This window comes from Castellaniella hirudinis (assembly GCF_047468865.1).
GTDB lineage: Bacteria > Pseudomonadota > Gammaproteobacteria > Burkholderiales > Burkholderiaceae_B > Castellaniella > Castellaniella hirudinis_A.
In genome coordinates this window covers 45,827-72,301 of record NZ_JBLGTV010000002.1, presented here as the reverse complement: position 1 = coordinate 72,301, position 26,475 = coordinate 45,827, and the positions used below count along the sequence as shown (strand labels likewise).

Here is a 26,475-nt window from a genome sequence, read left to right as displayed (position 1 = left end):
CCAAGATGAAATTACCGCCCGGACTACGAATCAATCTTCTGGAACCCGCCATCATGCTGGCCACGGTTGTGCAGTGGCTGGTGCTGGCGTCGCTGGTCGGCCTGGTGGTGGGGGTCGGGGTCAGCAGCTTTCTGCATGCGCTGCTGTATTCCATCGACCAGTCTTCGCGGATGCCCGCCTGGGCCTATTGGATCACCTTGCCATTGGCCGGCTTGGCCAATGGCCTGTTGATGACCTACGGCTATCGCTGGCTCAATCCCGGCGGTCTGCGGGATTCCATCTTCGCGGCGGTCTACGACCAAGGCGGGCGCATGCCGTGGCGCACCATGCTGATCAAGCCCCTGGCCACCATCCTGACCCTGGCCGGCGGCGGATCGGCGGGCAAGGAAGGGCCATGTTCCCACCTGGGGGCGTCGTTGGCGGCGTTGATCGGGCGTGTGTTCCACCTGAATCGTGAAATGCGCCAGCGCATGGTGGCCTGCGGGGTCAGCGCCGGCTTCGCCTGTGTATTCGGCACGCCGGTGGCGGGGGCCATTTACGGGGTGGAAATGTTGACCATCGGCCGGATTCGCCATGATTTTCTGTTTCCCGCCCTGATCGCCGGGATTACTTCGTACCAAGTCAGCCAGGGCATGGGCGTGCCCTATGCACACTATGACATCACGGCCTTGCCGGTGTATTCCGAGTCCATCTTCCTGCGCATCATCCTGATCGGCATGCTGTGCGGCCTGGTGGCGCGTGTCTTCGTCGATCTGGTCGACGCCGTGCGCCGCTTGTGCCGCTACCTGCAGCAGCGCTACCGCCTGTGGCCGCCGCTGTTGCCGGTGCTGGGCGGCCTGCTGGTGGCCGCCCTGGTGCTGGTCATCCCCAGCGATTACCTGGGTTTGAGCCTGCCTTTGATGGACAGCGCCTTGCGCGGCGAGGCCATGCCCTATCTGGGTTTCCTCTGGAAGGCCGTGCTGGTGGCGATTACCCTGGGATCCGGATTTTACGGGGGGATCGTCACGCCGCAATTCGTGATCGGGGCGGTCGCCGGCAACGCCTTTGCGCATTTGTTCGGCATCAGCCCCATGTTGGGGGCGGCCGTGGGCCTGGTGTCCGTGGTGGCGGCCTCGTCCAATACCCCGCTGGCGGCCATCCTGATGGGGGTGGAGCTGTTTGGCAGCCTGATCGGCACGATGTATGTGTCCGGCGCAGCCATCGCCGCCTATCTGATCATCGGCCATCGCAGCGTCTACCCCGAGCAGCGCCTGGCGTATGCCAAATCTTCCTGGATTCGAGTGCAGCAGGACATTCCCGTCGGCCAGGAAAAAACCCATTTATCGTATGGCTTGTTGAAAAGCTGGCGCCAGGTGCGGTCCCAAGGGTTGGGCGCCTGGCTGTGGGCCTGGTGGCACGCTGTCAAACAAGGAAAACCCCCCCATGACGATTAGTCCCGAACTGCTGTTGGCCAGCATTGGCATGATTGCCATGGCGGCCCAGTGGCTGGCCTGGAGAATCCGTGTTCCGGCCATTTTGATTCTGCTTCTGTCGGGCATTGCCGTGGGGCCCGTGGCGGGCTGGCTGGAGCCCGACGCGCTGTTTGGCCCCTTGCTGTTTCCCATCGTGTCCCTGGCGGTGGCCGTGATCCTGTTCGAAGGCAGCCTGACCCTGGAATTCCACCAGATCCGGGGGATGAAGCAGGTGGTGCGCCGGATGGTGTCCGGCGGCTTGATCCTGACCTGGGCCGTGGCCGCGATTGCCGTCCATGTGTTCCTGGATTTTCCCTGGGATCTGGCCATTTTGTTCGGGGCGCTCACCTGCGTGACCGGGCCCACGGTCATCGCGCCCTTGCTGAAGACCGTCAAGCCCGTTGCCCCGGTTGCCCATGCCCTGCGCTGGGAGGGGATTTTGATCGACCCCATCGGCGCGATCCTGGCGGTGCTGTCCTATGACTTGATGATGGCCTTGCGGGCCAACGAGACACTGGGCCATGCCCTGTGGTCCCTGGGGGCGACTTCCGTCGCCGGCTTGTGTTTCGGGGTCGCCATGGGCTGGCTGCTGGAAATCCTGCTGCGGCGCGCCTGGATACCCGAGTCCCTGGTCAATCTGTCGGTGTTGGCCTTTGTGTTCACGACGTTTGCGCTGTCCAACACCGTGCAGTCCGAGTCCGGCCTGCTGGCCGTGACGGTGATGGGGATCTGGCTGGCCAACCGGCCCGGTGTGCCCGTGCACGATATTCTCGAATTCAAGGAAACCCTCAGCCAGATCCTGCTGTCCGCCCTGTTCATCCTGCTGGCGGCGCGGGTGGCGCCGGCCCAGCTGTTCGACCTGGGTTGGCCCGCCTTGGCGGTGCTGGCTTGCATGCTGTGGATCGGCCGGCCGCTGAAAGTCCTGTATGCCACCTGGGGATCCAAACTGACCTGGCGCGAAAGGGCGCTGGTCGCCTGGATCGCCCCGCGCGGGATCGTGGCGGCGGCGGTGTCGGCCCTGTTCGCGCTGCGGCTGGAAACCCTGGATGTCCCGCATGCCGGTAAGCTGCTGCCCATGACCTTTCTGGTCATCATCGGCTCGGTCATTCTGCAGAGCCTGACGGCGCGGCCCGTGGCGCGGTTGCTCAAGGTGACCGAACCCGACCGTGTCGGGTTCTTGATCGCCGGGGCCAACCCCGTGGCGCGCGCCATCGGCCAGGCCCTGCATGAACAGGGCGTGCCCGTGCGCCTGTGCGACAGCGACTGGTACAGCTTGTCGAAAGCCCGCATGATGGGGCTGCCGACCTACCACGGCAGCCCGGTCTCCGAGCATGCGCAGCGCAATCTGGACACCGGTGGCCTGGGCCGCCTGCTGGCCCTGGGCACACGCGATCATGTCAACCAGCTGATCATGGTGCGCGGCCGGGATGACTTCGGCAAGCAAAAGGTGTTCAGCCTGCCTTTGTCGCAGGATGGCGACCCCGCCGAGAAGCACGCCTTGAAGCCGGAGTACCGGGGCCGCACGCTGTTTGCCCCGGGCATCGGCTACTGGAAATTATCGAACCTGCTGATGGCCGGCGCCCAGATCAAGGCCACCCGCCTGTCGGAGACCTTCGATTTTTCCCAGTACCAGGCTTTGCAGGATGACAGCCGGGATGTGATCCCCTTGTTTGCCCTCAATCCCAAGGGCTATGCCATCCCCTTTACCCTGGATCAGGACGTCCAGCCGCAGTCCGGCTGGACGGTGATCGGGCTGCATGTGGGCAATGACCGGGGCGGTGCCCATGCCAATGGCGGCGTCGATGGCGAGGCCGCGGTCGCGGCTTGATGCCGATCTGCCGGACTGCGGCTGCACGCGCAGATCCGGCGCATCAAGATGCGACGTCTTACCCAAAACTTACCCAGCAAAGAAAACGCGGCCCCGGCAAAAGCCCGGAAAGCCGCGTGAATTCTGGTGCCGGTTAGAGGAGTCGAACCCCCGACCTTCTCATTACAAGTGAGCTGCTCTACCAACTGAGCTAAACCGGCGAAAGACCGCCATTCTACAATAAAAGCAGCCTTTCCTGAGCCGCCGCACGCGGCTCGGGGCGCTTGGAAGGCCCCGGGCGGTGCCGCTTATTTGATGACTTTCAGGTGGGACGGCTTGGGGACGTCGGCGGCGGGCGCGGGCGCTGCGCGGGGTTTTTCGGGCGGGGTGTCGTCGCCGCCGGGGTAGGGCTGGGAGGCCGCGACCTCGAAGCCCATGCCCGCCCCGGTTTCGCGGGCGTACACGGCCGATACCGCCGCCACCGGGATGAACAGGTGCTCGACCACGCCATTGAAGCGCGATTCGAACTCGATGTATTCGTTGCCCAGGGTCAGGCGGTTGGTGGCCAGGTGGCTGATGTTCAGCGTGATCTGGCCGTCATGCACATGCGCCGCCGGCACCACCGTGTTGGCGTCCACCGTGACCACCAAATAGGGCGTGTAGCCGTTGTCCGTGCACCATTCGTGCAGGGCGCGGACCAGGTAGGGTTTGGTTGACGTTTCCTGCATATCAGCGCCGCATGACCTTTTCGGATGGGGTCAGGGCCTCGATGTAGGCGGGGCGGGAAAACAGGCGCTCGGCGTATTTCTGGATGGGGGCGGCGCTCTTGGGCAGGTCGATCCCATAGTGGGCCAAGCGCCACAGCAGGGGGGCGATGGCCACGTCCAGCATGGAGAATTCGTCGCCCAGCATGAATTTGTTCTTGACCAGCAGGGGGGCCAGCTGGGCCAGGCGGTCGCGGATGTTGGCGCGCGCGGCGTCGCGGACTTTTTCGTCGGTGATACCGCGATTTTCCAGCGTGGAAACGTGGATAAAGAGTTCTTTTTCGAAGTTGTACAGGAACAGGCGCGTGCGGGCCCGCATGATGGGATCGGCGGGCATCAGCTGGGGATGCGGAAAGCGTTCGTCGATGTATTCGTTGATGATGTTGGATTCGTACAGCACCAGGTCGCGTTCGACCAGGATGGGCACCTGGGCGTATGGATTCATGACCGCGATGTCTTCGGGCTTGTTGTACAAGTCGATATCGCGGATTTCAAAATCCATGCCCTTTTCAAACAGCACGAAGCGGCAACGTTGTGAAAACGGGCAGGTCGTCCCGGAATAAAGCACCATCATATCGAGGATTCCAATACAGAAAAAGCGGAGAATGCGCCCCGAGGGGCGCACGAATGGCCGGATATGCTACGGATTACCGGACGTGTTTCCAGTAGGCGCGGTTCATGCGAATCGCCACGAACAGGAACAGGAACAGGAACAGCAGGACGACGGCGCCGATCTGCTTGCGCAGCGTTTGCTGGGGTTCGGCCACCCAGCCCAGAAAATTGCTGAGGTCGGCGACGTCGCTCTTGAACGCGTCGAAGGTTTTTTCGTCGGCGGCCTGGAAGTGGCCGGCATGCGAGGTCCCGCCCGTGTAGTTGTCCAGGGTTTCGTGCTTGACCGTCACGAAGCCCGCGTGATCGTAGGTCTTCGTGGTGCGCGTCCATTGGGCCTTGCCCTGGTCGTCGGTGACTTCGTGCACCTGCACGTCCGTGTAGGTGCGCGGGCCTTCGAGTTCCCAGAGCACGTTGGGCATGGCGACTGTGGGAAAGACGGTGTTGTTCCAGCCGGTTTTCTGGGCGGTGTCGCGGTAGAAGCCCAGCAGGTAGCTGTAGACGTAGTCTACGCCGGAGGGGCCGAAACTGGTGTTTTTGGCGCGGGTGATCAGGGAGAGATCGGGCGGGGTGGTGCCAAACCATGCCTTGCCTTGCGCGGGCGTCATGGAGATGGTCATCAGATCGCCGACCTTGTCGCGGGAAAACAGCAGGTTTTTCTTGATTTCCGCTTCCGTCAGGCCGATCTCGGTGAGGTTGTTGTAGCGCATGGCGTTGGCGCTATGGCAATTGAGACAGTAGTTGACGAACAGCTTGGCCCCGTTTTGCAGGGCCGCCAAATCGGTGATGCGGTTGGGTGCGTGGTCCAGGGGCGCGCCACCTTCCGCGAAGGCAAACGTGCTGATCAGGGACAGGGCCAGGGCACCGAGCAGTTTTTTGATCATGATCTTTCCGTAGCAGTCAGTGGGCCATTAGTGGGCGCGGAAGGTGACGCGGTCGGGGACGGGCTTGAAGGTGCCAAGCCGGCTCCAGATGGGCATCGCCAGGAAGAACGCCAGGTAGATCACCGTGCAGACCTGGCCCATGAGCGTGTTGGCCGGGGTGACGGGCTGCGTGCCCAGCCAGCCGAGGATCAGGAAGTTGACGATGAAAATGGCATACAGGAACTTGTGCCACGTCGGACGGTAGCGGATGGACTTGACCGGAGACTGATCCAGCCAGGGCAGAAAGAACAGGATGACCACGGCGCCGCCCATGGACACCACGCCCCAGAATTTTGCGTCCAGGACTTTCATGAGGATGGCGACCACGACCAGGATGGCCGGGACGGCCAGGCGCCAGATGCCCGAGAGCCGGCCCTTGGCGAACAGCAGGACGGCGGCCAGCAGGGCGCCCGCGGCCAGAATCCAGGTGAAGTCGCTGGTGGTGGCGCGCAGCATGGTGTAGAACGGCGTGAAATACCAGACCGGCGCGATGTGCGACGGGGTCTTGAGCGGGTCGGCGGGCAGGAAGTTGTTGTATTCCAGGAAGTAGCCGCCCATTTCGGGGCCGAAGAAGATGATGGCGGCGAAGACGATCAGGAAGCCCGCCACGCCCACGATGTCGTGCACCGAGTAGTAGGGGTGGAAGGGGATGCCGTCCACGGGCCGGCCGTATTTGTCTTTGGGGCCTTGCTTGATTTCGACGCCGTCGGGGTTGTTGGAGCCGACTTCGTGCAGGGCGATGATGTGCGCCACGACCAGGCCGATCAGCACCAGGGGGATGGCGATGACGTGGAAGGAGAAGAAGCGGTTCAGGGTGGCGTCGGATACGACGTAGTCGCCGCGAATCCACAGGGACAGGTCGGGGCCGATGAAGGGGATGGCGGAGAACAGGTTGACGATGACCTGGGCGCCCCAGTAGGACATCTGGCCCCAGGGCAGCAGGTAGCCGAAGAAGGCTTCGCCCATCAGGCACAGGAAGATGGCCACGCCGAAGATCCAGACGAGCTCGCGGGGCTTGCGGTAGGAGCCGTAGAACAGGCCGCGCAGCATGTGCAGGTAGACCACGACGAAGAACATCGAGGCCCCGGTGGAGTGCATGTAGCGGATGATCCAGCCGCCCGGGACTTCGCGCATGATGAATTCGACGGACTCGAAGGCGAAGCGCGCATCGGGCTTGTAGTTCATCACCAGGAAGATGCCGGTGACCACCTGGATGACCAGCACCAGCAGGGCCAGCGACCCGAAGAAATACCAGAAGTTGAAATTCTTGGGAGCATAGTATTCGGACATATGCTCTTTGAACATTTTTGTGAGGGGGAAGCGGCGGTCTACCCAGCCCAGCAACCCAGTCGTCTCGACGTTATTTTCGGCCATGAACGGCTCCTGTCAGTGTCTCGAAAAGATGAACGCGGGGTTCATCAGGCCTTGGCGGGGTATTCATCGACCCCGATCATGACGTGGGTCCCGTCGGCGGAAAACGCATAGGGCGGGATTTCGAGGTTATCGGGGGCGGGTTTGTTTTTGTAGACGCGGCCGGCCAGATCGAAGGTGGAGCCGTGGCAGGGGCACAGCCAGCCGCCCGGCCAGTCGTTGGAGATGCCGGACTGCGCGCCGGTCTGGAAATAGGCCGTGGGCGAGCAGCCCAGGTGGGTGCAGATGCCGATGCAGACGAAGATTTCGGGCTTGCGCGAGCGGTATTGATTTTTCGCCCATTCGGGGGTGAAGCCGGGGCGGTCGGAATCCGGGTCGGCAAGTTCGGGATCGAGCTTGGGGAGTTCGTCGACTTCGGCCTTGGTGCGGCGCACGATCCAGACCGGCTTGCCGCGCCATTCGACGGTCATCATCTGGCCTTCGGGCAGGGCGGAGATGTCGGCTTCGACCGGCGCGCCGGCGGCCTTGGCTTTCTCGGACGGAGCAAACGACCCAACCAGCGGCACGGCGGTGGCGACACCGGCGACACCCCCAAGGGTACAGGCCGAGGCCACCCAGAAACGGCGCGAAGGATCGGGTGGCAGGTTCGGGTCGACTGCGCCCTGTTCGTCGGACTGTGTCGGATTCTGACTCATTTGTTATCCCTGGTAGCCGCCCAGCGGGCGGAGCGTTTGACAATGATCTGTGCGGGCCGCCTGACACGAGTGCCGCCAGCGTCCCGGGCCGTGAAATGGCGCCGGCCTGACACGCAGGCGCCCCACGAGGGTTCTTCAACCGCGTATTATAGCGTTACGACCAGTGGGGTAAATGCTTAGGAGGATCAGGCCATGGCCGGTGCACGCAGTTTCATCAAAGAATTCCAGGAGTTTGCCGTCAAGGGCAATATGATGGATCTCGCAATCGGGGTCATTATCGGGGGGGCCTTCGGCAAGATCATCGATTCCATCGTCAACGACCTGTTCATGCCCTTGATCAATTTCATCCTGGGCGGGCAGGTCAACTTCGATAATCTGTTCTGGGTGCTGCGCCTGCCCGAGGGCTATGCGGGCGCCATGACCGCCGACGCCTTGACCAAGGCCGGGGCCGTGGTCTTTGCCTGGGGGCATTTCCTGACGATCTTCGTCAATTTCATCTTGCTGGCCCTGGTGGTGTTCGTCATGGTCAAAATGATCAACAACGCCCGCCGCCGCTTCGAGGCCCCGCCCGCGCCGGCCGAGGCCCCCGCCACCCCCGAGGACATCGTCTTGCTGCGCGAAATCCGCGATGCGCTGAAAAAATAAACCGTCAGACCGGGTTGTCGATATCCACGAAGGTGCAGGACACGCCGAATTGCGCCTCGATGGCGGCCCCCAGGGCCTGCACGCCGTAGCGTTCGGTGGCGTGGTGGCCCGCGCCGATGTACGCGCAGCCGGTTTCGCGGGCCAGGTGCACGGTGGGCTCGGAGATTTCGCCGCTGACGTAGCAGTCCGCCCCGGCGTCCAGGGCGGCTGCCATCATGCCCTGGGCCGCGCCGGTGCACCAGGCCAGGCGGCGCACGGGCTGATCCAGCTCGCCGATCACGATCGGCTTGCGGCCCAGGCGCTGGGCGAGGTCGGTGCTGAGTTCCGCCACGGTGCAATCCCAGGCGGGGGCGCCCAGCCAGATCAGCTGATCCGGGCCGCAGCGGTGCGGTGTGCCGTCCGGCAGGATGTCGGGGGTCCAGTCCATGACGCGGGCCAGCTGGGCGTTGTTGCCCCACTCGGGGTGGGCGTCCAGCGGCAGGTGGTAGGCGAACAGGTTGATGTCTTGCCCCATCAGGGCCGCCAGCCGCCGGTGCTTGGGCCCGCGGATGCAGGGGTTCTCGTTTTTCCAGAACCAGCCGTGGTGCACCAGGATGGCGTCGGCCTGGCGGGCGATGGCGGCGTCGATCAGGGCTTGCGAGGCGGTCACGCCGGTGACGATGTGGCGGATTTCGGCGCGGCCCTGCACTTGCAGGCCGTTGGGGCAGTAGTCCTTGAAACGGTCGATCTGCAGGGTGGTGTTCAGCCAGGTTTCCAGCGCGGATCGAGAAATTTGTGGTTTCATTCAGGGTTTCCTTTATCGGGGGTGCGGGTTCGATGCACCAGACCGGAGTGTGCTGATGATGAAGCGATTGTGGCTGATTTTCGCCCAGACCGTGACGGTCTGCCTGGCGATCCTGTTTTTGTTGATGACTTTGCGCCCGCAATGGCTGCCCGGCGCGGGGCCGGCGTCGGTTCCCGTTCCTGCTCCTGCCCCGGTGTCGGCCCTGGCCCCGGCTCCGGCCCCGGCGGTGGACAGCTATGCCTTGGCGGTGGCGCGCGCAGCCCCGTCAGTGGTCAATATCTACACGCGCAAGCACGTGGACATCCCCCTGGTGTCGTTGCCCTACAATCCGGCGCTGCAGCAGCTGCTGCGCAATGTGCCGGGGTTCACCCAGCGGCGCGATTCCACCAGCCTGGGGTCGGGGGTGATCGTGCGGGCGGATGGCTATATTTTGACCAATTACCATGTCATCGAGGCCGCCGATGCCATCGAGGTTCGCCTGCAGGATGGCCGCCAGGCGGCGGCGCGTCTGGTGGGGGCTGACCAGGCCAATGATCTCGCCGTCCTGAAAATCGGCCTGACGCGGCTGCCCACCATCGTGTTCGACCCGTCGCGCTCGGTGCGGGTGGGCGATGTGGTGCTGGCCATCGGCAACCCCTTCGGGGTGGGGCAAACAGTGACGCAGGGGATTGTGTCGGCGCTGGGGCGCAACGGCCAGGATACGCCGTCGCCCCATGGTTTCATCCAGACGGATGCGGCCATCAATCCGGGCAATTCCGGCGGGGCGCTGATCGACACCCAGGGGCGCTTGGTGGGCATCAATACGGCGATCTATTCCGCCACGGGCGGATCGCTGGGGATCGGTTTCGCCATCCCGTCCGGCCCGGCGCACCAGATCATGGAACGGCTGATCAATCCGTAGCGCGGGGCCGGGCCGCGTTGGCCCGATCCGCCCTGCCGGCGCGGACGGCGGTCGGGCGGCTCAAGACGTTGCCCGGCTCGCCGGGGCCGGGTCGCTCATGACTTCAGCAGGGTGGCGGCGGCGATGGCGAAGTAGGTCAGGATGCCGTCGCCGCCGGCGCGCTTGAAGGCCAGCAGGGATTCCATCATGACTTTGTCGTGATCCAGCCAGCCATTGGCGGCGGCGGCCTTGATCATGGCGTATTCGCCGCTGACCTGGTAGGCGTAGGTGGGCATGCCAAAGGCGTCCTTGACTTCGCGCAGCACGTCCAGGTAGGGCAGGCCGGGCTTGACCATCACCATGTCCGCGCCTTCGCGGATATCGGCGGCCACTTCGCGCAGGGCCTCCAGGCGGTTGGCCGGATCCATCTGGTAAGTGGCTTTGTTGGACGCGCCCAGGTTGGCCGCCGACCCGACGGCATCTCGAAACGGCCCGTAAAAGGCGCTGGCGTATTTGGCGGAATAGGCCATGATGCGGGTGTGGATCAGCCCGCGTCCGTCCAGGGCCTGGCGCACGGCCCCGATGCGGCCGTCCATCATGTCGCTGGGGGCCACGATGTCCACCCCCGCCTGGGCGTGGGTCAGCGCCTGGCGCACCAGCATGGCCACCGTGGGCTCGTTCAGCAGTTGTCCGTCGGCGTCGATCAGGCCGTCCTGGCCGTGGCTGGTGTAGGGGTCCAGCGCCACGTCGGTCAGCACCCCCAGTTCCGGGAAATGCCGCTTCAGCAGCGCCACGGTGCGCGGGATCAGGCCGTCCGGGTTGGCGGCCTCGATGCCGTCGGGCGTTTTCAGGGCCGGGTCGATGTGCGGGAACAGGGCCAGCACCGGGATGCCCAGCCGCAGGCAGTGTTCGGCGGTGCGCAGCAGCGTATCGGGCGAATGGCGCACCACGTCGGGCATGGACGTCACGGGTTCACGCACCCCCGCGCCTTCCTGGACGAACACCGGATAGATCAGGTCGTCGGCCGTCAGGCGGTGCTCGCGCACCAGGCGGCGGGAGAAATCATCCCGCCGGTTGCGGCGCAGGCGGGAGACAGGGAAGTCGACGGGAGGTAGAAAGCGGGTCATGGTGTGGCCTTTCAGTCATCTGGTGAGGTTGCCCGAAGCGTGGCCGGGGCGGGGGCGCAGCGGCTCGCCGGGGGCGCGAGGGGGCGCTTTGCCTTTTGGCGCGGCGCGGGCGTCAGGGCACGATTTGCGGGGAGATCCAGTTTTCGATGTGCGCGGCGGCGTCTTCCAGGCCGATGCGGTGCGTGGCGGAAAACGGCAGGGCCGCCAGGGTGCCGATCTCGGCCAGATCCTGGCGCACCTTGGACACGGCCTTGATGCGCTGGCCGTAGGGCAGTTTGTCGGCCTTGGTCAGCAGGGCCAGCGTGGGCAGGCCGCGCAGGCCGATCCAGTGCGCCAGGCGGCGATCCAGTTCGGTGACCCCGCGGCGGATGTCGATCAGCAACACCACCCCGGCCAGGCTGCTGCGTTCGTGCAGGTAGCCGCCCAGGACGTCGGCCCATTCGTCGCGCGCCGCGCGGTCCACGGCGGCGTAGCCGTAGCCCGGCAGGTCGACCAGGAACCCCAGCCAGGCGTCCGGGGTCAGCGGGTCGGGGAGGCCGAACAGATTGATCAGGCGCGTGCGGCCGGGTGTTTTGCTGGAAAAGGCCAGGCGACGCTGGTTGGTCAGCACGTTGATGGCGGACGATTTGCCCGAATTGGAGCGGCCGGCGAAGCAGACTTCGGCCGTGGTCGGGGCGGGAAGCTGATCCAGCCGGGCGGCGGAGACAGTGAAGCGGGCGCGATGCAGTAGGGACACGGGGGAATCCGGGGTAATGGGCAGGGTGGGCTGGCCGCCAGGGGGCAAGCGCAAAGCATGCCTGATCCCTATTGTATAATCTTCGCTTGTATTTGTTGTGTCGGCTGGTGCGCCCCTCGCGGGGCGACGCGTCGGCCCCATGATCCGATGGCGCCCGCCGGCGCCCGTACCAAACATCCGAGGACCTCATGAAGCGTGCGCTTTCCAGTATGTTGATGGTCGGCAGCCTGGTGCTGGCCGGCGCTGTGCCGGGTGTGGCCATTGCGCAGGACGCCAAGCTCCCCGACGCCAAGGCCGGCGAACAGCTGTTTGTCCAGGGCGATATGTCGCGTGGCGTGCTGGCCTGTGTCACCTGTCACGGGGATGCCGGCAACAGCACCATCCCGGCCAACCCCAACCTGGCGGCCATGCCCCACGAATACCTGGCCAAGCAGCTGCACGACTTCGCGCCGCAAGGCGACAAGCCCGCCGTGCGCACCGGCCCGGACGGCGCGCCGTCCATCATGTCCACCATCGCGCCCGCGCTGACCCCGGAAGACATCCAGAACGTTTCGCTGTATCTGTCCCAGCAGGCGCTCGATTGGGACGCCGCCGGCACCGCCACAGACGAAGCCACCATGGATCACGGCCAGAAAATCTGGCGCGCCGGCATCGAAGACCGCAAGGTTCCGGCCTGTGCCGCCTGCCATTCGGCCAATGGCGCCGGCTTGCCCGGCGAGTTCCCGCGCCTGGCGGGCCAGCACCCGGAATACATTCTCGAACAGCTCAAGCTGTTCAGCTCGGGCGACCGGGCCAACGCCATCATGCACGACATCGCCAGCCGCATGACGCCGCCCGATCTGGCCGCGGTCGCCAATTACGCCGCCGGCCTGCGCTAGCCGGCTGTTCCGCTGGCCGGGCGTTTGCATCCGCCCAGCGGGGCGCAGGGGCCGGCGAAGCCCGCCGCGTAGCGACGGGCGTGATTTCCCGGTTGTTTCAGGGGTCTTGAGGGGGGCTCCCGTTTCATCCGATGTATGGTTTAACTTTAAAATTTCATCAGGGGGATACGCACTGGCGTGCCCTCTTTTTTTTGAGCTGCTCCTGTGACTTCCACTGCCAGTTCCCGTTCGCGGGGTGCCGACATCATCGAACTCCTGGGTTCGATGCGCTTCGCCATCAGCCTGCTGATGTTCATCTGCATTGCCAGCCTGATCGGCACAGTGCTGCCCCAGAACCAGGCGGCCAATGCGTACATTGATCAATTCGGGCCGTTCTGGTTCGCCGTGTTCGACCCGTTTTCCATCTGGCACATCTACAACAGCCCCTGGTTCTTGCTGATCATGGCGTTTCTGGTGGTGTCCACCACCTTGTGCGTCATCCGCAATACGCCCAAGATGCTGCGCGACATGCGGACGTTCCGGGAATATGTGCGCGGCAGCAGCCTGAAGGCGTTTCACCATAAAGTCGATGTCGACAGCGCGCTGTCGCCCGACCAGGCGGTCGACCAGATCGGGGCGCTGCTGCGCCGCCAGGGCTTTCGCTACCGGGTGCGCGTGGATGGCGACAGCCGGATGGTGGCCGCCAAAAAAGGGGCGGCCAACCGGCTGGGTTATATCTTCGCCCACGTGGCCATTGTTGTGATCTGCCTGGGCGGGCTGCTGGACAGCGAACTGCCCGTGCGCCTGCAGACCTGGCTGTTCGACAAGCAGCCCATTATGGGCAATATGCTGATTTCCGAAGTCCCCGAGTCCGGCCGTCTGTCGGCGCACAACCCTAGTTTCCGGGCCAATATGCTGCTGCCCGACGGCCAGCAGAGCAGCGTGGGTATCATTGCCGCCGGCCAGGGGGTTTTGCTGCAGCCGCTGCCGTTTTCCCTCCGGCTCAAAAAGTTCTACGTCGAATACTACGACACCGGCATGCCCAGCGACTTCCGCAGCGATGTGGTGGTCACCGATCTGGCCACCGGACACGCTTTCGAGCAGACCATCCAGGTCAACGAGCCCTTGCACTACAAGGGCATTACCGTCTACCAGTCCAGTTTCGACGATGGCGGCAGCGGCCTCGCCCTGAAGGCCTGGCCCTTGTCGGGCGCCTCGGCCCAGCCGCTCGATCTTTCCGGCACGGTGGGGCGCGAAGAAAAACTGCCCGCCAGCCTGGGCAACCTGACGGTCGATTACACGGGGCTGCGGGTGATCAACGTCGAAAACCTGGGCGATCCCGATCCCCAGCCCGCGAATCTGGTGCGCGACGTGGCGGCCGTGACCGGCAGCGCGGTGCGCCCCCGCAGCGACAACCTGCATAATGTGGGCCCCAGCGTGCAGTACCGGCTGGTGGGCGCGGATGGCCAGGCGCACGAATTCACGCAGTATATGTTGCCTATCCAGCTCGACGGCTTTCCCATGTTTCTGCTGGGCATGCGCAATACCCCGGCGGAGGCCTATCGCTACCTGCGCATCCCCGCCGACGATCAGGGCACGATCGAAGAATTCATGCAGCTGCGCGCCGCCCTGGCGGATCCGGCCCTGCGCGAACAGGCCGCCCGCCGGTTCGCCGAACTCAACGCGCCCGCGGGCGAACAGCGCGACCTGATGTTCCAGGCGGCCCAGGGGGCCTTGCGCACGTTCGCGCAGCGCGGCTTCAATGGCATTCTGGATGCCGCGCCCGTGGATCAGCGTGAAAAAATCCTGAATTTCGCGGTGCCCATGATCCAGATCAGCCTGCACGAACTCCGCGCCCTGATGCGGGCCGAACACGGCCTGCCGGCCTTGGCGGAGACCGGCCCGCAGGCCGAGCGCGATGCCCAGTGGCTGCGCCTGTCCGTCCTGGCCCTGGCTTCGCTGCCGGACTATCCCGCGCCGGTGGCCTTGCAGCTGACCCGCTTCGACCAGGTGCAGGCCAGTGTCTTCCAGGTCGCCCGCAGTCCGGGCAAGACCACGGTGTATATCGGTTGCCTATTGCTGGTTCTCGGGGTATTTTCAATGTTTTATATCCGCGAACGGCGGGTCTGGGTCTGGGTTCGGCCGTCGGCCGATGGCAGCAGCTGGCTGGCCGCCATGACGACCCAGCGGCGCAATCTGGATTTCATCCACGAATTTCAGCGCCTGCGCGCTGCCTTGCTCCACCTCGGAGGTTCAAACAAATGACCACTGAAACCCTCACGCCCGCGGCGGCCGCCCTGTGGGCCGGCGACATGAACACCAGCGGCGATCATCGCGGCCGCCGCGGCCGACCCGACTGGACCGACGTGGCGTTTTTCCTGTTGCTGGCCGTGGGGGCCGGCCATGTGATCAGCAGTTACGGCCAGTTGATGGACTACTACGAGAAGCTCATTCTGGTCGGGGCGGTGGGCCTGTTCAGCTGGATGGCCTGGCTGTGGCGACCGTTGCGCACGCTGATGCTGGGTGCCGGGGGCTGTGCCTTGCTGGCCATCTGGCTGTACAGCCCCACCGGCGATCTCTTGCAGGGTGATCTTTCCCGCGCAGAATCGGTTTTCCTGCTCAAGTACCTGCTGTCCTCGCAGTCCGCCATCTTGTGGATGTGCGCCTTGTTCGTTCTGGCCACCCTGTGCTATTGGGTGGGGTTCGCCAGCGATACGGCGGCCTGGCTGGGGTCGGTGCTGACCTGGTCCGCCGTGTCTTTCGGCGTCATCGGCCTGTTGGTGCGCTGGCGCGAAGGCCACTTGATGGGGCCCGACATCGGCCATATTCCCGTCAGCAATCTCTACGAAGTCTTCGTGCTGATGTCGCTGATCACGGCGCTGTTCTATCTGTACTACGAACGCCGCTACGCCACGCGGGCGCTGGGCGGCTTCGTGCTGCTGGTCATCAGTTCTCTGGTGGTGTTCTTGCTGTGGTATTCCTTCACACGCGACGCCTTCCAGATTCAGCCGCTGGTGCCCGCATTGAAAAGCTGGTGGATGAAGCTGCACGTCCCGGCCAATTTCATTGGCTACGGCACGTTCAGCCTGGCCGCCATGGTGGGCTTCGCTTATCTGGTCAAGTCCCATGGCGAAACCCGCAGCTGGAAGCCCCTGATTCCGGTCTTCTTGCTGGGAGCCATTCTGTGCGCCGAGCCCTTTGTCTTTGGTTCGCGCCAACTGTCGGCCACCTGGATGCTGTACTTCGGCATCGGCGCTCTGATCGTGGGCGCGATCCTGGCCTTTCGCGCGCCCATCGCCCGGCGCCTGCCTTCCCTGGAGCTGCTGGACGACATCATGTACCGGGCCATTGCGGTGGGCTTCGCCTTCTTTACCGTGGCAACCATCCTGGGCGCGCTGTGGGCCGCCGATGCCTGGGGAACCTACTGGCAGTGGGATCCCAAGGAAACCTGGGCGCTGATCGTCTGGCTCAATTATGCGGCCTGGCTGCACATGCGGTTGATGAAAGGGCTGCGCGGGTCGATGGCGGCCTATTGGGCACTCAGTGGGCTGCTGGTCACCAGCTTTGCGTTCCTGGGGGTCAATATGTTCCTGTCGGGGCTGCATTCCTATGGGGAGCTTTAAGGGCGCTGGTTCGGGTCACGAGCTTTTACCTGCAGTCTGCATCTCGCCATTGCCTGGGGGGCTGGGGCGGGACAGATCGCGGTTTGGCGGCTGCGCCGAGGGGGTTGGGGTGGCTCCAACAGCCCCGCCCCAGCCCCCCAGGCAATGACTGACGAAGCGCGTGACGCAGGACGCTGAATGAGGCGTTGGAGCGGGGCAGGTCGCGGTTTGACGTGCGCCGAGGCGCTTGAGGCGGGCGCCAACTCACATTTTCGCGGTCAATGCCAGGGGTTTGCCCGGGGAGGGGATCAGGCGGGCGTGCGGCGTCGGCGCCCGGGGTGATGCTTGGGCTTGAGTGGTGCTGCCCAGGTTGAAGGTGGCGACCAGGTCGGCCAGGGTGGTGGCTTGGTCTTCCAGGCTGCTGGCGGCGGCAGCCGATTCGTCGACCAGGCTGGCGTTTTGCCGGGTGACGTCGTCCATTTGCGTGACGGCGATATTGATTTCTTCGATGCCGGTGGTCTGTTCGCGGCTGGCGGCGCTGATTTCCCCCATGATGTCCGTGACGCGGTTGATGCTGGTGACGATGTCCCGCATGGTGTCGCCCGCGTGGGCGGCCTGGTCGTTGCCCTTGGCGGTGGCGTCCACCGAGGCGTCGATCAGATCCTTGATTTCCTTGGCGGCGCCGGTCGAGCGCTGGGCCAGGGCGCGCACTTCGGCGGCGACCACGGCGAAGCCGCGGCCCTGTTCGCCGGCGCGGGCGGCCTCGACGGCGGTGTTGAGCGCCAGGATGTTGGTCTGGAAGGCGATGGAATCAATGACGCCGATGATGTCGGCCACCTGCTGGGACTTGCTGTTGATCTCGCCCATGGTCTGAACCAGATCGGCCACCAGGGCACCGCCCTCGCTGGCCGTCTTGGCGGCGGTGCTGGCCAGCGTATTGGCCTGCTGGGCATTGTCGGCGTTCTGGCGCACGGTCGAAGTGATTTCTTCCATGGTGGCGGCGGTCTGTGCCAGGGAGCTGGACTGCTGCTCGGTGCGGGCGGACAGATCCAGATTGCCCATGGAAATTTGCTTGGCGGCTGTTGCAATGGTGTCGGCGCCGTTGCGAACCTCGCTGACTGTTGCATGCAGACCCTGAACCATCTGGCCCAACGCGCTTTCCAGCTTGGTGAATTCGTCCTTGCCGGTGGCCTGGATCGTCTGGCTGAGATTGTGGTCGGCGACGGCTTCAGCCAGCGCCACGGCATGCGTCAAGGGGCGTGTGATGGATCGGGTGATCAGCCAGGCGAAGACCAGGCTGGCGAGGACGGCAGCCAGGGTCATGGCCGCGATGAGGATGACCAGCATCCGGCCCTGGGATTGATTTTGCTGGACTTGACCGGCGACCGCCTGGGTCAGGAAACTGGTCAGATGGCTGATGGCCTGCAGGTACTGGGTTGCCAGCTTGGGCATATCTTGGGTGAAGAAGGCGCGTGTCTCGGCAGTGGCCTCTTTTTGCAGCTGCTGGAAGGCTTGTTCCCGGGGATGAAGATAGCGGTTCTGGGCCTCGATCGCCTGGGTGAACAAGGCTTTGGCTTCCGGGGAAAACAGCAGGTGCTCGGCTGCGCTTCGGTAGTGTTCCGTGCGCTCGAAGGACTCGTTCATCCGGGTTTGGAAAATGCGCAGGATGGCGGGGTCTGTCGTCGTGGCCGTGGCCAGTGCCTGGTTGGCGTTTGTCTGGACTTCGGCTGCCCAGTGCAGAGCCGCCGTCAGGGTCTCTTGCCGCTTGATCAGTATGCCATTGGCCTTGTCTGTGGCGATCAGGCTGGACAGTCCGATGCCCGCGATGCTGAGTAGCAGAACGATGATAAGACCAAACCCCAGCCCAAGCCGTGCTGTTATTTTCAGATTCCGCATGGTTTCCTCTCGGATTGAATTCGAGACAAACAGTATCTGGATGACACACGACTTTTTAAGATGATAGTCAACTTGTTAAGTCCTTAAACATATTTGGATGATAGTCAACTATTCAGGTTGGATATCACACATCAAGGATCGACAAATCATGCAAAGTTCCCTGGCAAAATCTTTAGGCCATACCATTGCCAGACATCGCAAGGCCCAGGGCTTGACGCAAGACTCGATTGCAGAGCAGTTGGGTATTGGCGTCGAGGCGGTCTCTCGCATCGAGCGGGGCGTGGTGCTCCCTTCCCTTGATCGCCTGGCGATGCTGGCCGATATTTTTCAGTGCCAGGTTTCTGAACTATTGACGGAAACCAGCCCGCGGTGTACTGATCAATTGGGCTATATGAACAATATGCTGGGGCGGCTGGACGCCACGGATCGATCCATGGTGCTGGCGATGATTGAAATGCTGACGAATCGCCTGTGCCAAGGGCGGCACCCCGACGTCACGCCCAATCACTGACGCCACTGAACAGGCCGGGCGCTGTTCTGGACGGCGCGCTTCAGGCAGGCCCCCAGGCAACGGCGAGGCATTGCTGAAAGCCGAAAACGGTCGCCCCGCCGGGTGCGCCGGGCAAAGGCCGGCTGCAACCGCTTAAATCCGTCGCCCGCTGACTTCTTCGACGAAGGCCACCGCCGCCGGATTGTCGATCAGCGGCAGGATGTTTTCGTGCAGCAGCATTTCGGATGGCGTGCGCGCGGCGGAAATCACATAGCCCTGCACATAATCCACCCCCATCTCCGCCAGCGTCCGCAGGGTGGCGGCGTCTTCCACCCATTCGGCGATGCATTCCATGCCCAGGTTGTGGGCCAGGTCCACGATGCTGTTGACGATGGCGATGTTGGCCTCGCTGGTCAGCATGTCGCGGATCAGGGAGCCGTCGATCTTGATGGTGTCGGCGGGGAGTTCCTTGAGGTACGAGAACGACGTGTAGCCGGCCCCGAAGTCGTCCAGCGCCACGCGCGCGCCCATGCGCTGCAGACGGCGCATGAACTGCCGGGTGCGTTCCAGATCCTGCAGGGCCACGCCTTCGGTGATTTCCACGCACAGGCGGCGGGTGAACTGCGGCTGCTGGTTGAGTATCCCGAACAGGCTGTTGATGAAGCGGTCGTCGTTCAGCGACACGCCGCTCAGGTTGATGTTGACTTGCTGGGTGTTGATCAGCTTCAGGTGGTGCTTGGAAATCCACTCCAGCGCCGTCGTGAAGACCCATTTGTCGATCACCGTGATCATGCCGTTGTCTTCGGCCGCCTGGATGATCTTCTGGGTCTGCAGGGGGTGGCTGCCGTTGCTGCGCACGCGCAGCAGGACTTCGAAATTCAGGGTCTTCAAGGGATGGCGCAGCGACATGATGGGCTGCATGGCCAGGTAGATGTCGTCCGGGGTCTTGCCTTCATCCAGTTGTTCGAACACGCGCAGCTCGTTGATGTGGTCGAACAGTTCGTGCGCGTTTTCCTCGTAGAGCACAATGTCCTGGTGCTGTTTGCGGGCGTCGCGGCAGGCCCGCGAGGCGGCGGCGATGGCGTCTTTGGGGCCCATGCGGGGGTCGAGGTCGATGACCCCCATGGCGCTTTTGATCTGGAAGGCGCGGTCGCCGACGTAGAAGGGGGCGCTGTTCAGACTGTCGACCATGTCCTGCGCCATGCGGCGGGCTTCGCGGGCGCGGATGCCGGGGAACAGGATGACAAAATCATCGCTGCCGATGCGGCCGAGTTTTTGTTGATCCGTCAGGGAATAGCGGACGCGGTCGCAGGCCAGCTGCAGCAGCTGGTCGCCCGCCGAGTGGCCAAAGAGATCGTTGACGCGCTTCAGGTGATCCAGGCTGAGGTACGACATGGCGCAGGGCGTGCCGGATTGCTGCAGCTGGCCGATGGCGCCTTCCATGGCGGATTCGATGCCGTGCCGGTTGAGCGTGTTGGTCAGCACGTCGGTGTCGGTCATCAGGCGCAGGTTGCGCAAGGTCTCCGAGCGCGCCGTGACGTCTTGCAGCGAACCTTCGATGCGGCTGCCCGCCAGCGTGGCGCGCAGCAGGAAACAGCGGCTCGGGGCCTTGGGGTCGTCGCTCAGTTGCTGGATTTCGGTGTCTGTGCCGTTTTCCGTGGCCAGCGAGACAGCGACCCAATCGACATCGGCGAAGAAATGGCCCCAATCCAGGGAGAGCGATTCGGTGTCGTCCTGGATTTGCAGCATCTGGCGCGCATTGTGGTTCAGGTGTTCAAAATGCCGGGTGGCGCCCAGGGTGAACAGGCCCAGGGGGGAGAGTGAGTCGTGCGCAATGAGTTCGCTGCGTCTGCGCAGCCGGATCTGCCGGTCTTCGCGGATGCGGTTGGCCGTGGCCAGAGCCACCAGGAGGTTGCACGCCAAAAAGATGAGAATGGTGGGCCAGCCTTTGAATAACTGTGCCTGATCCAGGCCGATCAGCACCAGGCCGACCCCCAGCAGCGTAATGGCGGCGCAGACGCCCAGGGTGTGCCAGAACAGGGATCGTGTGGTGTAGCGAAACAGCGCATGGATCAAGATGGAGGCGGTCAGGGCCGAACCGGCCCAGGCGGCGATGAAGGTGGCGGCCAGGAACAGGCCCGCCGAGGGCACCAGCAGGGGAATGGCCAGCAACAGGGTCAGGGCCAGCCCCGCCATTTGCAGCCGCCGATGCAGCTTGGGGCCCAGGCTGTAGCGGAACAGCCGGGTAAACAGCAGCCAGGTGGTGGTAAAGGACAGCAGCAGGGTGATTTTGCGCGACCAGAGCAGGCTGTCGGGGTCCAGCAGATGGCCCAGCCAGAGGTGATCCCAACCCAGTGCCCACGCGCCCAGGCGCAGATTGCAGAGGAACCAGCAGGCCAGCAGCACATAAAGGTGGTCGCGGGTGGTCAGGCTGACGATGGCCGTGAACGCCGCCAGGATCAGCAGGCCGCCTTCAAGCAGCCCCAGGGCATAGGCGTTTTCCGCCCGCGTGGCCGCCATGGCGCGCGCGTCCCATTGGGTGACGGAAATCTGGCTGGGGGCGGTATTGTCCATCTGGCAGACCACCTGGCCGGAGGCCCCCGCCGGCAGGGCCGCGACGTGCCCCAGGATGCTGCTGTGGGTTTCGAGCGCGGTGGGCGGCTGGCCGGTGGGCAGCAGCCAACAGGCGACGGAATCGATCAGGGTGCTGGACAGCAGCAGGGCGTGGCTCAGATCGGGCTGGCGCTGGTCGAGTGCGGCCAGCAGCCAGACGGAGCCCGCCGGCAGAACCGCGCCGAGGCGGGTGGGGTTGGCCTGCAGCGCGGTCGCTGCGGAAGCGGGGGTACTGTAGAGCCCGGTGGAGAAATGGGTGGCCAGTCCCAGGCCCTTATTGGTGCCGGCATAGTGGTTGGGGAACAGCCCGGCGCTGAAAAGCAGCGCCAGCGCCAACAGCAGCGGAAAGACGTAGTACAGCAGAAATACCCGGGGCTTTCGCTGCCGGACGGCAGACGGCGAGAAAAGCCGATTGGAGGAATCCTGCTGAACTGACATATGGCGGTTGCTGAAATACTGAGAAAGATTGCCGGAAAACCGTTTGGCCACCCCATGACGGATTTAACGGCCACGGCCGGGCCGATTTTAGCCGCTTTGGTTTGTGCGGCGCACCAAGGGAAATCCAGCAGAGTTTATTGCCCGGCGGCGGGGATGCGTTCCAGGGCGTACAGGCTGTCGATGGTTTCGCGCGCGCGGATCAGCCAGCTTTGCCCGCCGTCCACCAGGACTTCGGCGGCCCGGGGGCGGCTATTGTATTGGCTGGACATTGAAAAGGCATAGGCCCCGGCGGACTGGATCGCCAGCAGGTCGCCCTGGGCGAGCGCCAGGCTGCGGCCCCGCGCCAGCCAGTCGCCGCTTTCGCAGATCGGGCCGACGATGTCATAGGTGCGGGCGGCGGTTTGCGCGCGCGGCTCGACGGGGGCGACCTGGTGCCAGGCTTCGTACAGGGCGGGGCGCATCAGGTCGTTCATGGCGGCGTCCACGATGGCGAAATTGCGCGCCTCGGTGTGCTTCAGGTATTCCACGCGGGTCAGCAGCACGCCGGCATTGCCCACCAGGGAGCGGCCCGGTTCCAGGATGATTTGCAGTCCGTCCAGGCCGCGCTGCGCCAGCGCGTCGAAGACGGGATTCAGCAGATCGGCCGGATCGGGCGGGATTTCATCGGTGTAGCGGATGCCCAGGCCGCCGCCCAGATCCAGGTGGCGCAGGGTGATGCCTTCGGCGGTCAGTTGGTCGATCAGGGCCAGGAGCTTGTCCAGCGCGTCCAGATAGGGGCTGATCTCCGTGATCTGGGATCCGATGTGGCAGTCGACCCCCACGATTTCCAGCGCCGCGTGCTGCCGGGCCTGGCGATACAGGGCGGGTGCCTGGCGGATGTCGATGCCGAATTTATTGTCTTTCAGGCCGGTGGAGATATACGGATGGGTCTTGGCGTCCACATCGGGGTTGACCCGCAGCGAGACCGGGGCGCGCACCCCGGCTTCCCGGGCGATGTCGGCCAGGCGTGCGAGTTCGCCGGCGGATTCGACGTTGAAGCACTTGATGCCGGCGGCCAGCGCCTGGCGGATTTCCCAGGCTTGCTTGCCCACCCCGGAGAAAACGATGCGGTCGGCCGAGGCCCCGGCGGCCAGCACCCGGGCCAGCTCGCCCCCGGAGACAATGTCGAACCCGGCCCCCAGTTGCTGGAATTCGTGCAATACGGCCAGGTTGGAATTGGCCTTGACCCCGTAGCAGACCAGCGCGTTGCGCCCGGCGATGGCGTTTTCGTAGCGTTGCCAGGCCGACCGCAGCGCGGCGCGCGAGTAGACGTACAGGGGGGTGCCGTGTTGCCGGGCCAGCGCGGCCAGGGGAATGTCTTCGGCGTGCAGGACGCCATCTCGCAGCGGGAAATGGAGCGCAGTCTTCATCGGGGATCAGAGTGGGGTGTCGGGGGGCAGCGTGCTGGGCGGGGCGATCAGGGCGGGGTCGGCCGACGGGGGCGGGTCGGCCGGCTGCAGCGGGCCTTTCATGCCGCAGCCGGCCAGCAGTGCGAACAGACAGCAGGCGGCGGCGCAGGCGGGCAGCCGCGAGAGCGGAAGCTTGATCATCAGAAGGGGACTCGGACAGGTTGGGGCACGGCGGCTTCGGGGTCGTTGGTGCCGTGCAGTTGATCGAGCAGGGCGCCGATGCCGTCTTGGGCGGCACCGGGGGCGGCTGCGCCGGGGTCGAAGTCGCCGGGCGCGGGCAGGCCGACGCGGGCAATCGCCGTGCCGGGCGGGAATTCCGAAAAATAGAAATCGCCCCCGATGCGGGACAGGCCGCTGGGCATCGGGCCGGGCGGGATTTCGGGCTTGCCCGCCAGGGCGACTTTCATGTAGTCGGACCAGATCGGCAGGGCGGCCCCGCCGCCGGTTTCGCCCTGGCCCATGGATTTTGGCTGGTCGAAGCCCATCCAGGCGATCGTGACGATTTCCGGGTTGAAGCCGGCGAACCAGGCGTCTTGCGAATCGTTGGTGGTGCCGGTCTTGCCGCCGATGTCGTTGCGTTTGAGTTCGCGGTGGGCGCGCGCGCCCGTGCCGGAGGTGGCGACCCCCCGCAACAGGTCGTTCATGACGTAGGCGGTGCGGGGGTCGATGACGCGGGCCAGGGTGTCGCCGGCCACGGTGGGCCGGGCGCGCATCAGCACCTTGCCGCTGCTGTCGGTCACGGAATCGATCAGGTAGGGCGGCACCCGGTAGCCGCCGTTGGCGAAGACGGCGTAGCCGCCCGCCAGCTGCAGCGGCGTGACGCTGCCCGCGCCGAGCGCCAGGGGCAGGACGGCGGGCTGGCGCGAACGGTCGAAGCCAAAGCGCGTGATGTAGTCCTGGACGTATTGCGGGCCGACCGCCTGCATAATGCGGATGGACACCATGTTTTTCGATTTGTACAGCCCCTGGCGCATGGTCAGCATGGGCTCGTAGGCGCGGCCGTAGTTCTTTGGATTCCAGGCCTTGGAGCCGGTTTGTTCGGCGGTCAGGGAGAAGGGCTCGTCGGAAATCTGGGTGGCCGGGGTCAGGCCGCGTTCGAGGGACGAGGCATAGATGAAAGGCTTGAAGGATGAACCGGGCTGGCGCCACGCCTGGGTGACGCGGTTGAACTTGCCTTCTTCGTAGTCGAACCCGCCCACCATGGCCAGCACGCCGCCGTCCTGGGCGCGCAGCGATACCAGGGCGGCCTGGATGGTCGGTTTGTTGATGAGTTCCCAGGCGCCGTCCGTTTTTTCGTGGACGTACACCACGGCGCCCCGGCTGATCTTGACGGGCGGTTTGGCATTGGCGGCCAGGCCCCGCGCGATGACGCGCAGCGCGCTTTTGTCGGTGATGGTGATGATGCGGTGCGGGCTGCGGGCGACCTTGACCTCGGTGGGGCTGGCGGACAGCACGATGCCGGTCAGCAGATCGCCGTTGTCCGGGTATTTTTCCAGGACGGTGTCCAGGATGTCGTTGAAGGCTTCGGCCTGGTCTTCGATGCCGGCGGGCAGGTCGATGGTTTCCTCGGGGCCGGGGTAGTAGGCCCGACGCGTGTAATCCAGGATCCCGTTGCGCAGCGCCTGGTAGGCGGCTTCCTGATCCTTGGAATTGATGGTGGTGTAGATGTTGAAGCCGCGTGAATAGATGTCGTCCTGGTAGACGCCGTATAGCAGTTGGCGGGCGAGCTCGGCGGGGTATTCGCCATGCACGGCATACCGCCCGGAGGGCGTCCCGGGCGCCGATTTGATCTCGATGGGCTGATCCATGGCCTGCTGGTATTCGGCGTCGGTCAGGTAGCCCAGGGTGCGCATGCGGCCCAGCACATAGGCTTGGCGCGATTTGGCGCGGTCGAAATTGGCAATGGGGTTGAAGCGCGACGGGGCCTTGGGGATGCCGGCCAGCATGGCGGCCTCGGCAGGGGTGATCTCGGCCAGCGGCTTGCCGAAATACGTGCGGCTGGCGGCGGCAAAGCCATAGGCCCGGTGCCCCAGGAAGATCTGGTTCATGTACAGATCCAGGATTTGATCCTTGGACAGCGTGGCTTCGATCTTGAAGGTGAGCAGCAGCTCGTAGAATTTCCGCGTGTAGGTTTTTTCGGACGACAGGTAGAAATTGCGCGCCACCTGCATGGTGATGGTGCTGGCCCCCTGGGTCTTGGACATGTGCACGACGTTGGCAATGGCGGCGCGCAGCACGCCGGTCCAGTCGATCCCGCCGTGCTGGTAGAAGCGGTCGTCCTCGGCGGCGAGGATGGCGGACTTCATGATGTCGGGGATTTCGTTGAAGCGCAGCACATTGCGCCGTTCTTCGCCGAATTCGCCGATCAGGACGTGGTCGGCCGTGTAGATGCGCAGGGGCACTCGGGGCCGGTAGTCGGTCATGGCGTTGAGATCGGGCAGATTGGGCCAGGCCAGGGCCAGGGCCAGGGACAGCAGCAGGACGCCGCACAGGCCCAGGCCGGCAAACAGCACGAATGCCTTCAGCATCAGGCGAGCCAGCCACGAACGGGCGGGCGCCTTGGGCGTGGAGGTTTTTTTGGTGGTTCTCATCAGGAGCGATTGTAAGCCCTGGCGGGCGCGCGCCAGGGTTTCATGGCGGGGGGGATGTAACAGATGCTGTAAAAAAACCATGGCGGGCCGTGGGCAGCGTGCCCGATCGGGCGCCATACATGTCGGCACCAATGCGATAATACACGTAAATCCATGTCAATCCGTATAACTATGCCGTTGTTTGCCACTTCCGATGCGCCGCCGCACCCCCCGGACGACACGCCCTGGATACAGCCTATTTTCCTGGTGGGCATGATGGGGGTGGGCAAGACCACCATCGGCCGCCAGTTGGCGGCCGCCCTGGGGCGTCCGTTCACCGATCTGGATCATGCCATCGAGGCGCGCAGCGGGGTGCGCGTCGCCACGATTTTCGACATCGAGGGCGAGGCCGGGTTCCGCCGCCGCGAAACCATGATGCTGGACGAATGCTCACAGCGATCGGGCCTGGTGCTGGCGACCGGGGGCGGGGCGGTGCTGGCCCCCGAAAACCGGGCCATGCTGCGCGAACGCGGCTGCGTAGTGTATTTGTATGCCGGGGCGGACGAACTCTACCGGCGGGTGGCCCGCGACCGCAACCGCCCCCTGCTGCAGACCGAAGACCCGCGCCGCCGCATCGCGGATCTCCTGGCGCAGCGCGAACCCTTGTACGACAGCGTGGCCGATATCCGCCAGGATACCGCCCAGCAGCCCATCAACCAGGTCTTGCGCAATCTGCTTGCCAGCTTGCCGGCCGCCGCTACCTCTTAGC

General features: G+C 64.5%; 21 protein-coding genes, 1 tRNA gene and 1 pseudogene. 9 read left to right on the top strand and 14 right to left on the bottom strand.

The annotated features are described in order from the left end of the window. Positions 1-5: 5 nt before the first annotated feature. Together ACMHYJ_RS03875 and ACMHYJ_RS03870 are read left to right on the top strand one after the other, a co-directional pair. Positions 6-1,433: a chloride channel protein gene (locus ACMHYJ_RS03875; protein ID WP_414244898.1), complete on the top strand. Its 1,428-nt coding sequence runs from the start codon at positions 6-8 to the stop codon at positions 1,431-1,433. Further along, a complete protein-coding gene (locus tag ACMHYJ_RS03870; RefSeq protein WP_414244897.1) occupies positions 1,423-3,279 on the top strand; it encodes a cation:proton antiporter in 1,857 nt (618 codons plus the stop codon). Before ACMHYJ_RS03875 ends, ACMHYJ_RS03870 begins: the two co-directional genes overlap by 11 nt. 124 nt (positions 3,280-3,403) lie before the next feature. Here the strand turns inward: ACMHYJ_RS03870 and ACMHYJ_RS03865 are convergent. The 6 genes from ACMHYJ_RS03865 to petA all read right to left on the bottom strand — a co-directional run bounded on the left by ACMHYJ_RS03865 (position 3,404) and on the right by petA (position 7,620). Further along, positions 3,404-3,479 (bottom strand) — tRNA-Thr (locus tag ACMHYJ_RS03865). 87 nt (positions 3,480-3,566) lie between these two features. Continuing rightward, complete coding sequence (locus ACMHYJ_RS03860) at positions 3,567-3,986, bottom strand: ClpXP protease specificity-enhancing factor (RefSeq protein ID WP_414244896.1); 420 nt, start codon at positions 3,984-3,986, stop codon at positions 3,567-3,569. 1 nt (position 3,987) lies between these two features. Further along, entirely contained in the window at positions 3,988-4,596 is a 609-nt protein-coding gene (locus ACMHYJ_RS03855) for a glutathione S-transferase N-terminal domain-containing protein (protein ID WP_414244895.1), read from the bottom strand. Between the two features lie 73 nt (positions 4,597-4,669). After that, the gene (locus tag ACMHYJ_RS03850) at positions 4,670-5,515 is read right to left on the bottom strand and encodes a cytochrome c1 (protein WP_414244894.1); all 846 of its coding nucleotides are present in this window, start codon (positions 5,513-5,515) and stop codon (positions 4,670-4,672) included. A 27-nt stretch (positions 5,516-5,542) separates the two neighbouring features. Beyond that, positions 5,543-6,928, bottom strand: coding sequence for a cytochrome b (locus ACMHYJ_RS03845; protein ID WP_414244893.1), 1,386 nt, complete (start codon positions 6,926-6,928; stop codon positions 5,543-5,545). Positions 6,929-6,972: 44 nt separating this feature from the next. Next, positions 6,973-7,620 carry a ubiquinol-cytochrome c reductase iron-sulfur subunit gene (gene petA, locus ACMHYJ_RS03840; RefSeq protein ID WP_414244892.1) on the bottom strand — a complete coding sequence of 216 codons (648 nt, stop codon included), beginning with the start codon at positions 7,618-7,620 and terminating at the stop codon, positions 6,973-6,975. 192 nt (positions 7,621-7,812) lie between these two features. Here petA and mscL point away from each other — a divergent pair, with 192 nt between their 5' ends. Continuing rightward, positions 7,813-8,265 (top strand): large conductance mechanosensitive channel protein MscL, encoded by a 453-nt coding sequence (mscL, locus tag ACMHYJ_RS03835; protein WP_414244891.1) that lies wholly within the window; start codon positions 7,813-7,815, stop codon positions 8,263-8,265. Between the two features lie 4 nt (positions 8,266-8,269). On the opposite strand, the gene ACMHYJ_RS03830 is transcribed toward mscL, so the two are convergent. Then, positions 8,270-9,049, bottom strand: a complete 780-nt coding sequence (locus tag ACMHYJ_RS03830; protein ID WP_414244890.1) for a Nif3-like dinuclear metal center hexameric protein — start codon at positions 9,047-9,049, stop codon at positions 8,270-8,272. Between the two features lie 58 nt (positions 9,050-9,107). Between ACMHYJ_RS03830 and ACMHYJ_RS03825 the strand changes: the two are divergent. Further along, a pseudogene (locus tag ACMHYJ_RS03825) lies at positions 9,108-9,941 on the top strand (S1C family serine protease); the annotation flags it as partial. A gap of 104 nt (positions 9,942-10,045) precedes the next feature. On the opposite strand, the gene hemB reads toward ACMHYJ_RS03825, so the two are convergent. Together hemB and yihA are read right to left on the bottom strand one after the other, a co-directional pair. After that, positions 10,046-11,056 (bottom strand): porphobilinogen synthase, encoded by a 1,011-nt coding sequence (gene hemB, locus ACMHYJ_RS03820; protein ID WP_414244889.1) that lies wholly within the window; start codon positions 11,054-11,056, stop codon positions 10,046-10,048. Positions 11,057-11,168: 112 nt separating this feature from the next. Beyond that, entirely contained in the window at positions 11,169-11,792 is a 624-nt protein-coding gene (yihA, locus tag ACMHYJ_RS03815; protein WP_414244888.1) for a ribosome biogenesis GTP-binding protein YihA/YsxC, read from the bottom strand. A 188-nt stretch (positions 11,793-11,980) separates the two neighbouring features. On the opposite strand from yihA, the gene ACMHYJ_RS03810 reads away from it, so the two are divergent. The 3 genes from ACMHYJ_RS03810 to ccsB all read left to right on the top strand — a co-directional run bounded on the left by ACMHYJ_RS03810 (position 11,981) and on the right by ccsB (position 16,272). After that, positions 11,981-12,670, top strand: coding sequence for a c-type cytochrome (locus tag ACMHYJ_RS03810; RefSeq protein WP_414244887.1), 690 nt, complete (start codon positions 11,981-11,983; stop codon positions 12,668-12,670). Positions 12,671-12,934: 264 nt separating this feature from the next. After that, a complete protein-coding gene (locus ACMHYJ_RS03805; protein WP_414245197.1) occupies positions 12,935-14,914 on the top strand; it encodes a cytochrome c biogenesis protein ResB in 1,980 nt (659 codons plus the stop codon). Between the two features lie 47 nt (positions 14,915-14,961). Then, positions 14,962-16,272, top strand: a complete 1,311-nt coding sequence (gene ccsB, locus ACMHYJ_RS03800; RefSeq protein ID WP_414245196.1) for a c-type cytochrome biogenesis protein CcsB — start codon at positions 14,962-14,964, stop codon at positions 16,270-16,272. A 243-nt stretch (positions 16,273-16,515) separates the two neighbouring features. Here ccsB and ACMHYJ_RS03795 read toward each other — a convergent pair whose 3' ends face one another. Beyond that, on the bottom strand, positions 16,516-18,147 hold the full coding sequence (locus tag ACMHYJ_RS03795; protein WP_414244886.1) for a methyl-accepting chemotaxis protein: 1,632 nt from the start codon (positions 18,145-18,147) through the stop codon (positions 16,516-16,518). A gap of 148 nt (positions 18,148-18,295) precedes the next feature. Between ACMHYJ_RS03795 and ACMHYJ_RS03790 the strand changes: the two genes are divergently transcribed. After that, entirely contained in the window at positions 18,296-18,658 is a 363-nt protein-coding gene (locus ACMHYJ_RS03790) for a helix-turn-helix domain-containing protein (protein ID WP_414244885.1), read from the top strand. A 132-nt stretch (positions 18,659-18,790) separates the two neighbouring features. Here ACMHYJ_RS03790 and ACMHYJ_RS03785 read toward each other — a convergent pair whose 3' ends face one another. The 4 genes from ACMHYJ_RS03785 to ACMHYJ_RS03770 form a co-directional block, all read right to left on the bottom strand. Then, positions 18,791-21,688: a putative bifunctional diguanylate cyclase/phosphodiesterase gene (locus ACMHYJ_RS03785; protein ID WP_414244884.1), complete on the bottom strand. Its 2,898-nt coding sequence runs from the start codon at positions 21,686-21,688 to the stop codon at positions 18,791-18,793. A 134-nt stretch (positions 21,689-21,822) separates the two neighbouring features. Continuing rightward, the gene (gene lysA / locus ACMHYJ_RS03780) at positions 21,823-23,097 is read right to left on the bottom strand and encodes a diaminopimelate decarboxylase (RefSeq protein WP_414244883.1); all 1,275 of its coding nucleotides are present in this window, start codon (positions 23,095-23,097) and stop codon (positions 21,823-21,825) included. A 6-nt stretch (positions 23,098-23,103) separates the two neighbouring features. Continuing rightward, positions 23,104-23,277 (bottom strand): hypothetical protein, encoded by a 174-nt coding sequence (locus ACMHYJ_RS03775; protein ID WP_414244882.1) that lies wholly within the window; start codon positions 23,275-23,277, stop codon positions 23,104-23,106. Continuing rightward, positions 23,277-25,727, bottom strand: coding sequence for a penicillin-binding protein 1A (locus ACMHYJ_RS03770; protein ID WP_414244881.1), 2,451 nt, complete (start codon positions 25,725-25,727; stop codon positions 23,277-23,279). The genes ACMHYJ_RS03775 and ACMHYJ_RS03770 overlap by 1 nt, the downstream gene beginning before the upstream one ends. A gap of 171 nt (positions 25,728-25,898) precedes the next feature. On the opposite strand from ACMHYJ_RS03770, the gene ACMHYJ_RS03765 reads away from it, so the two are divergent. Further along, positions 25,899-26,474, top strand: coding sequence for a shikimate kinase (locus ACMHYJ_RS03765; protein WP_414244880.1), 576 nt, complete (start codon positions 25,899-25,901; stop codon positions 26,472-26,474). Position 26,475: the final 1 nt, after the last annotated feature.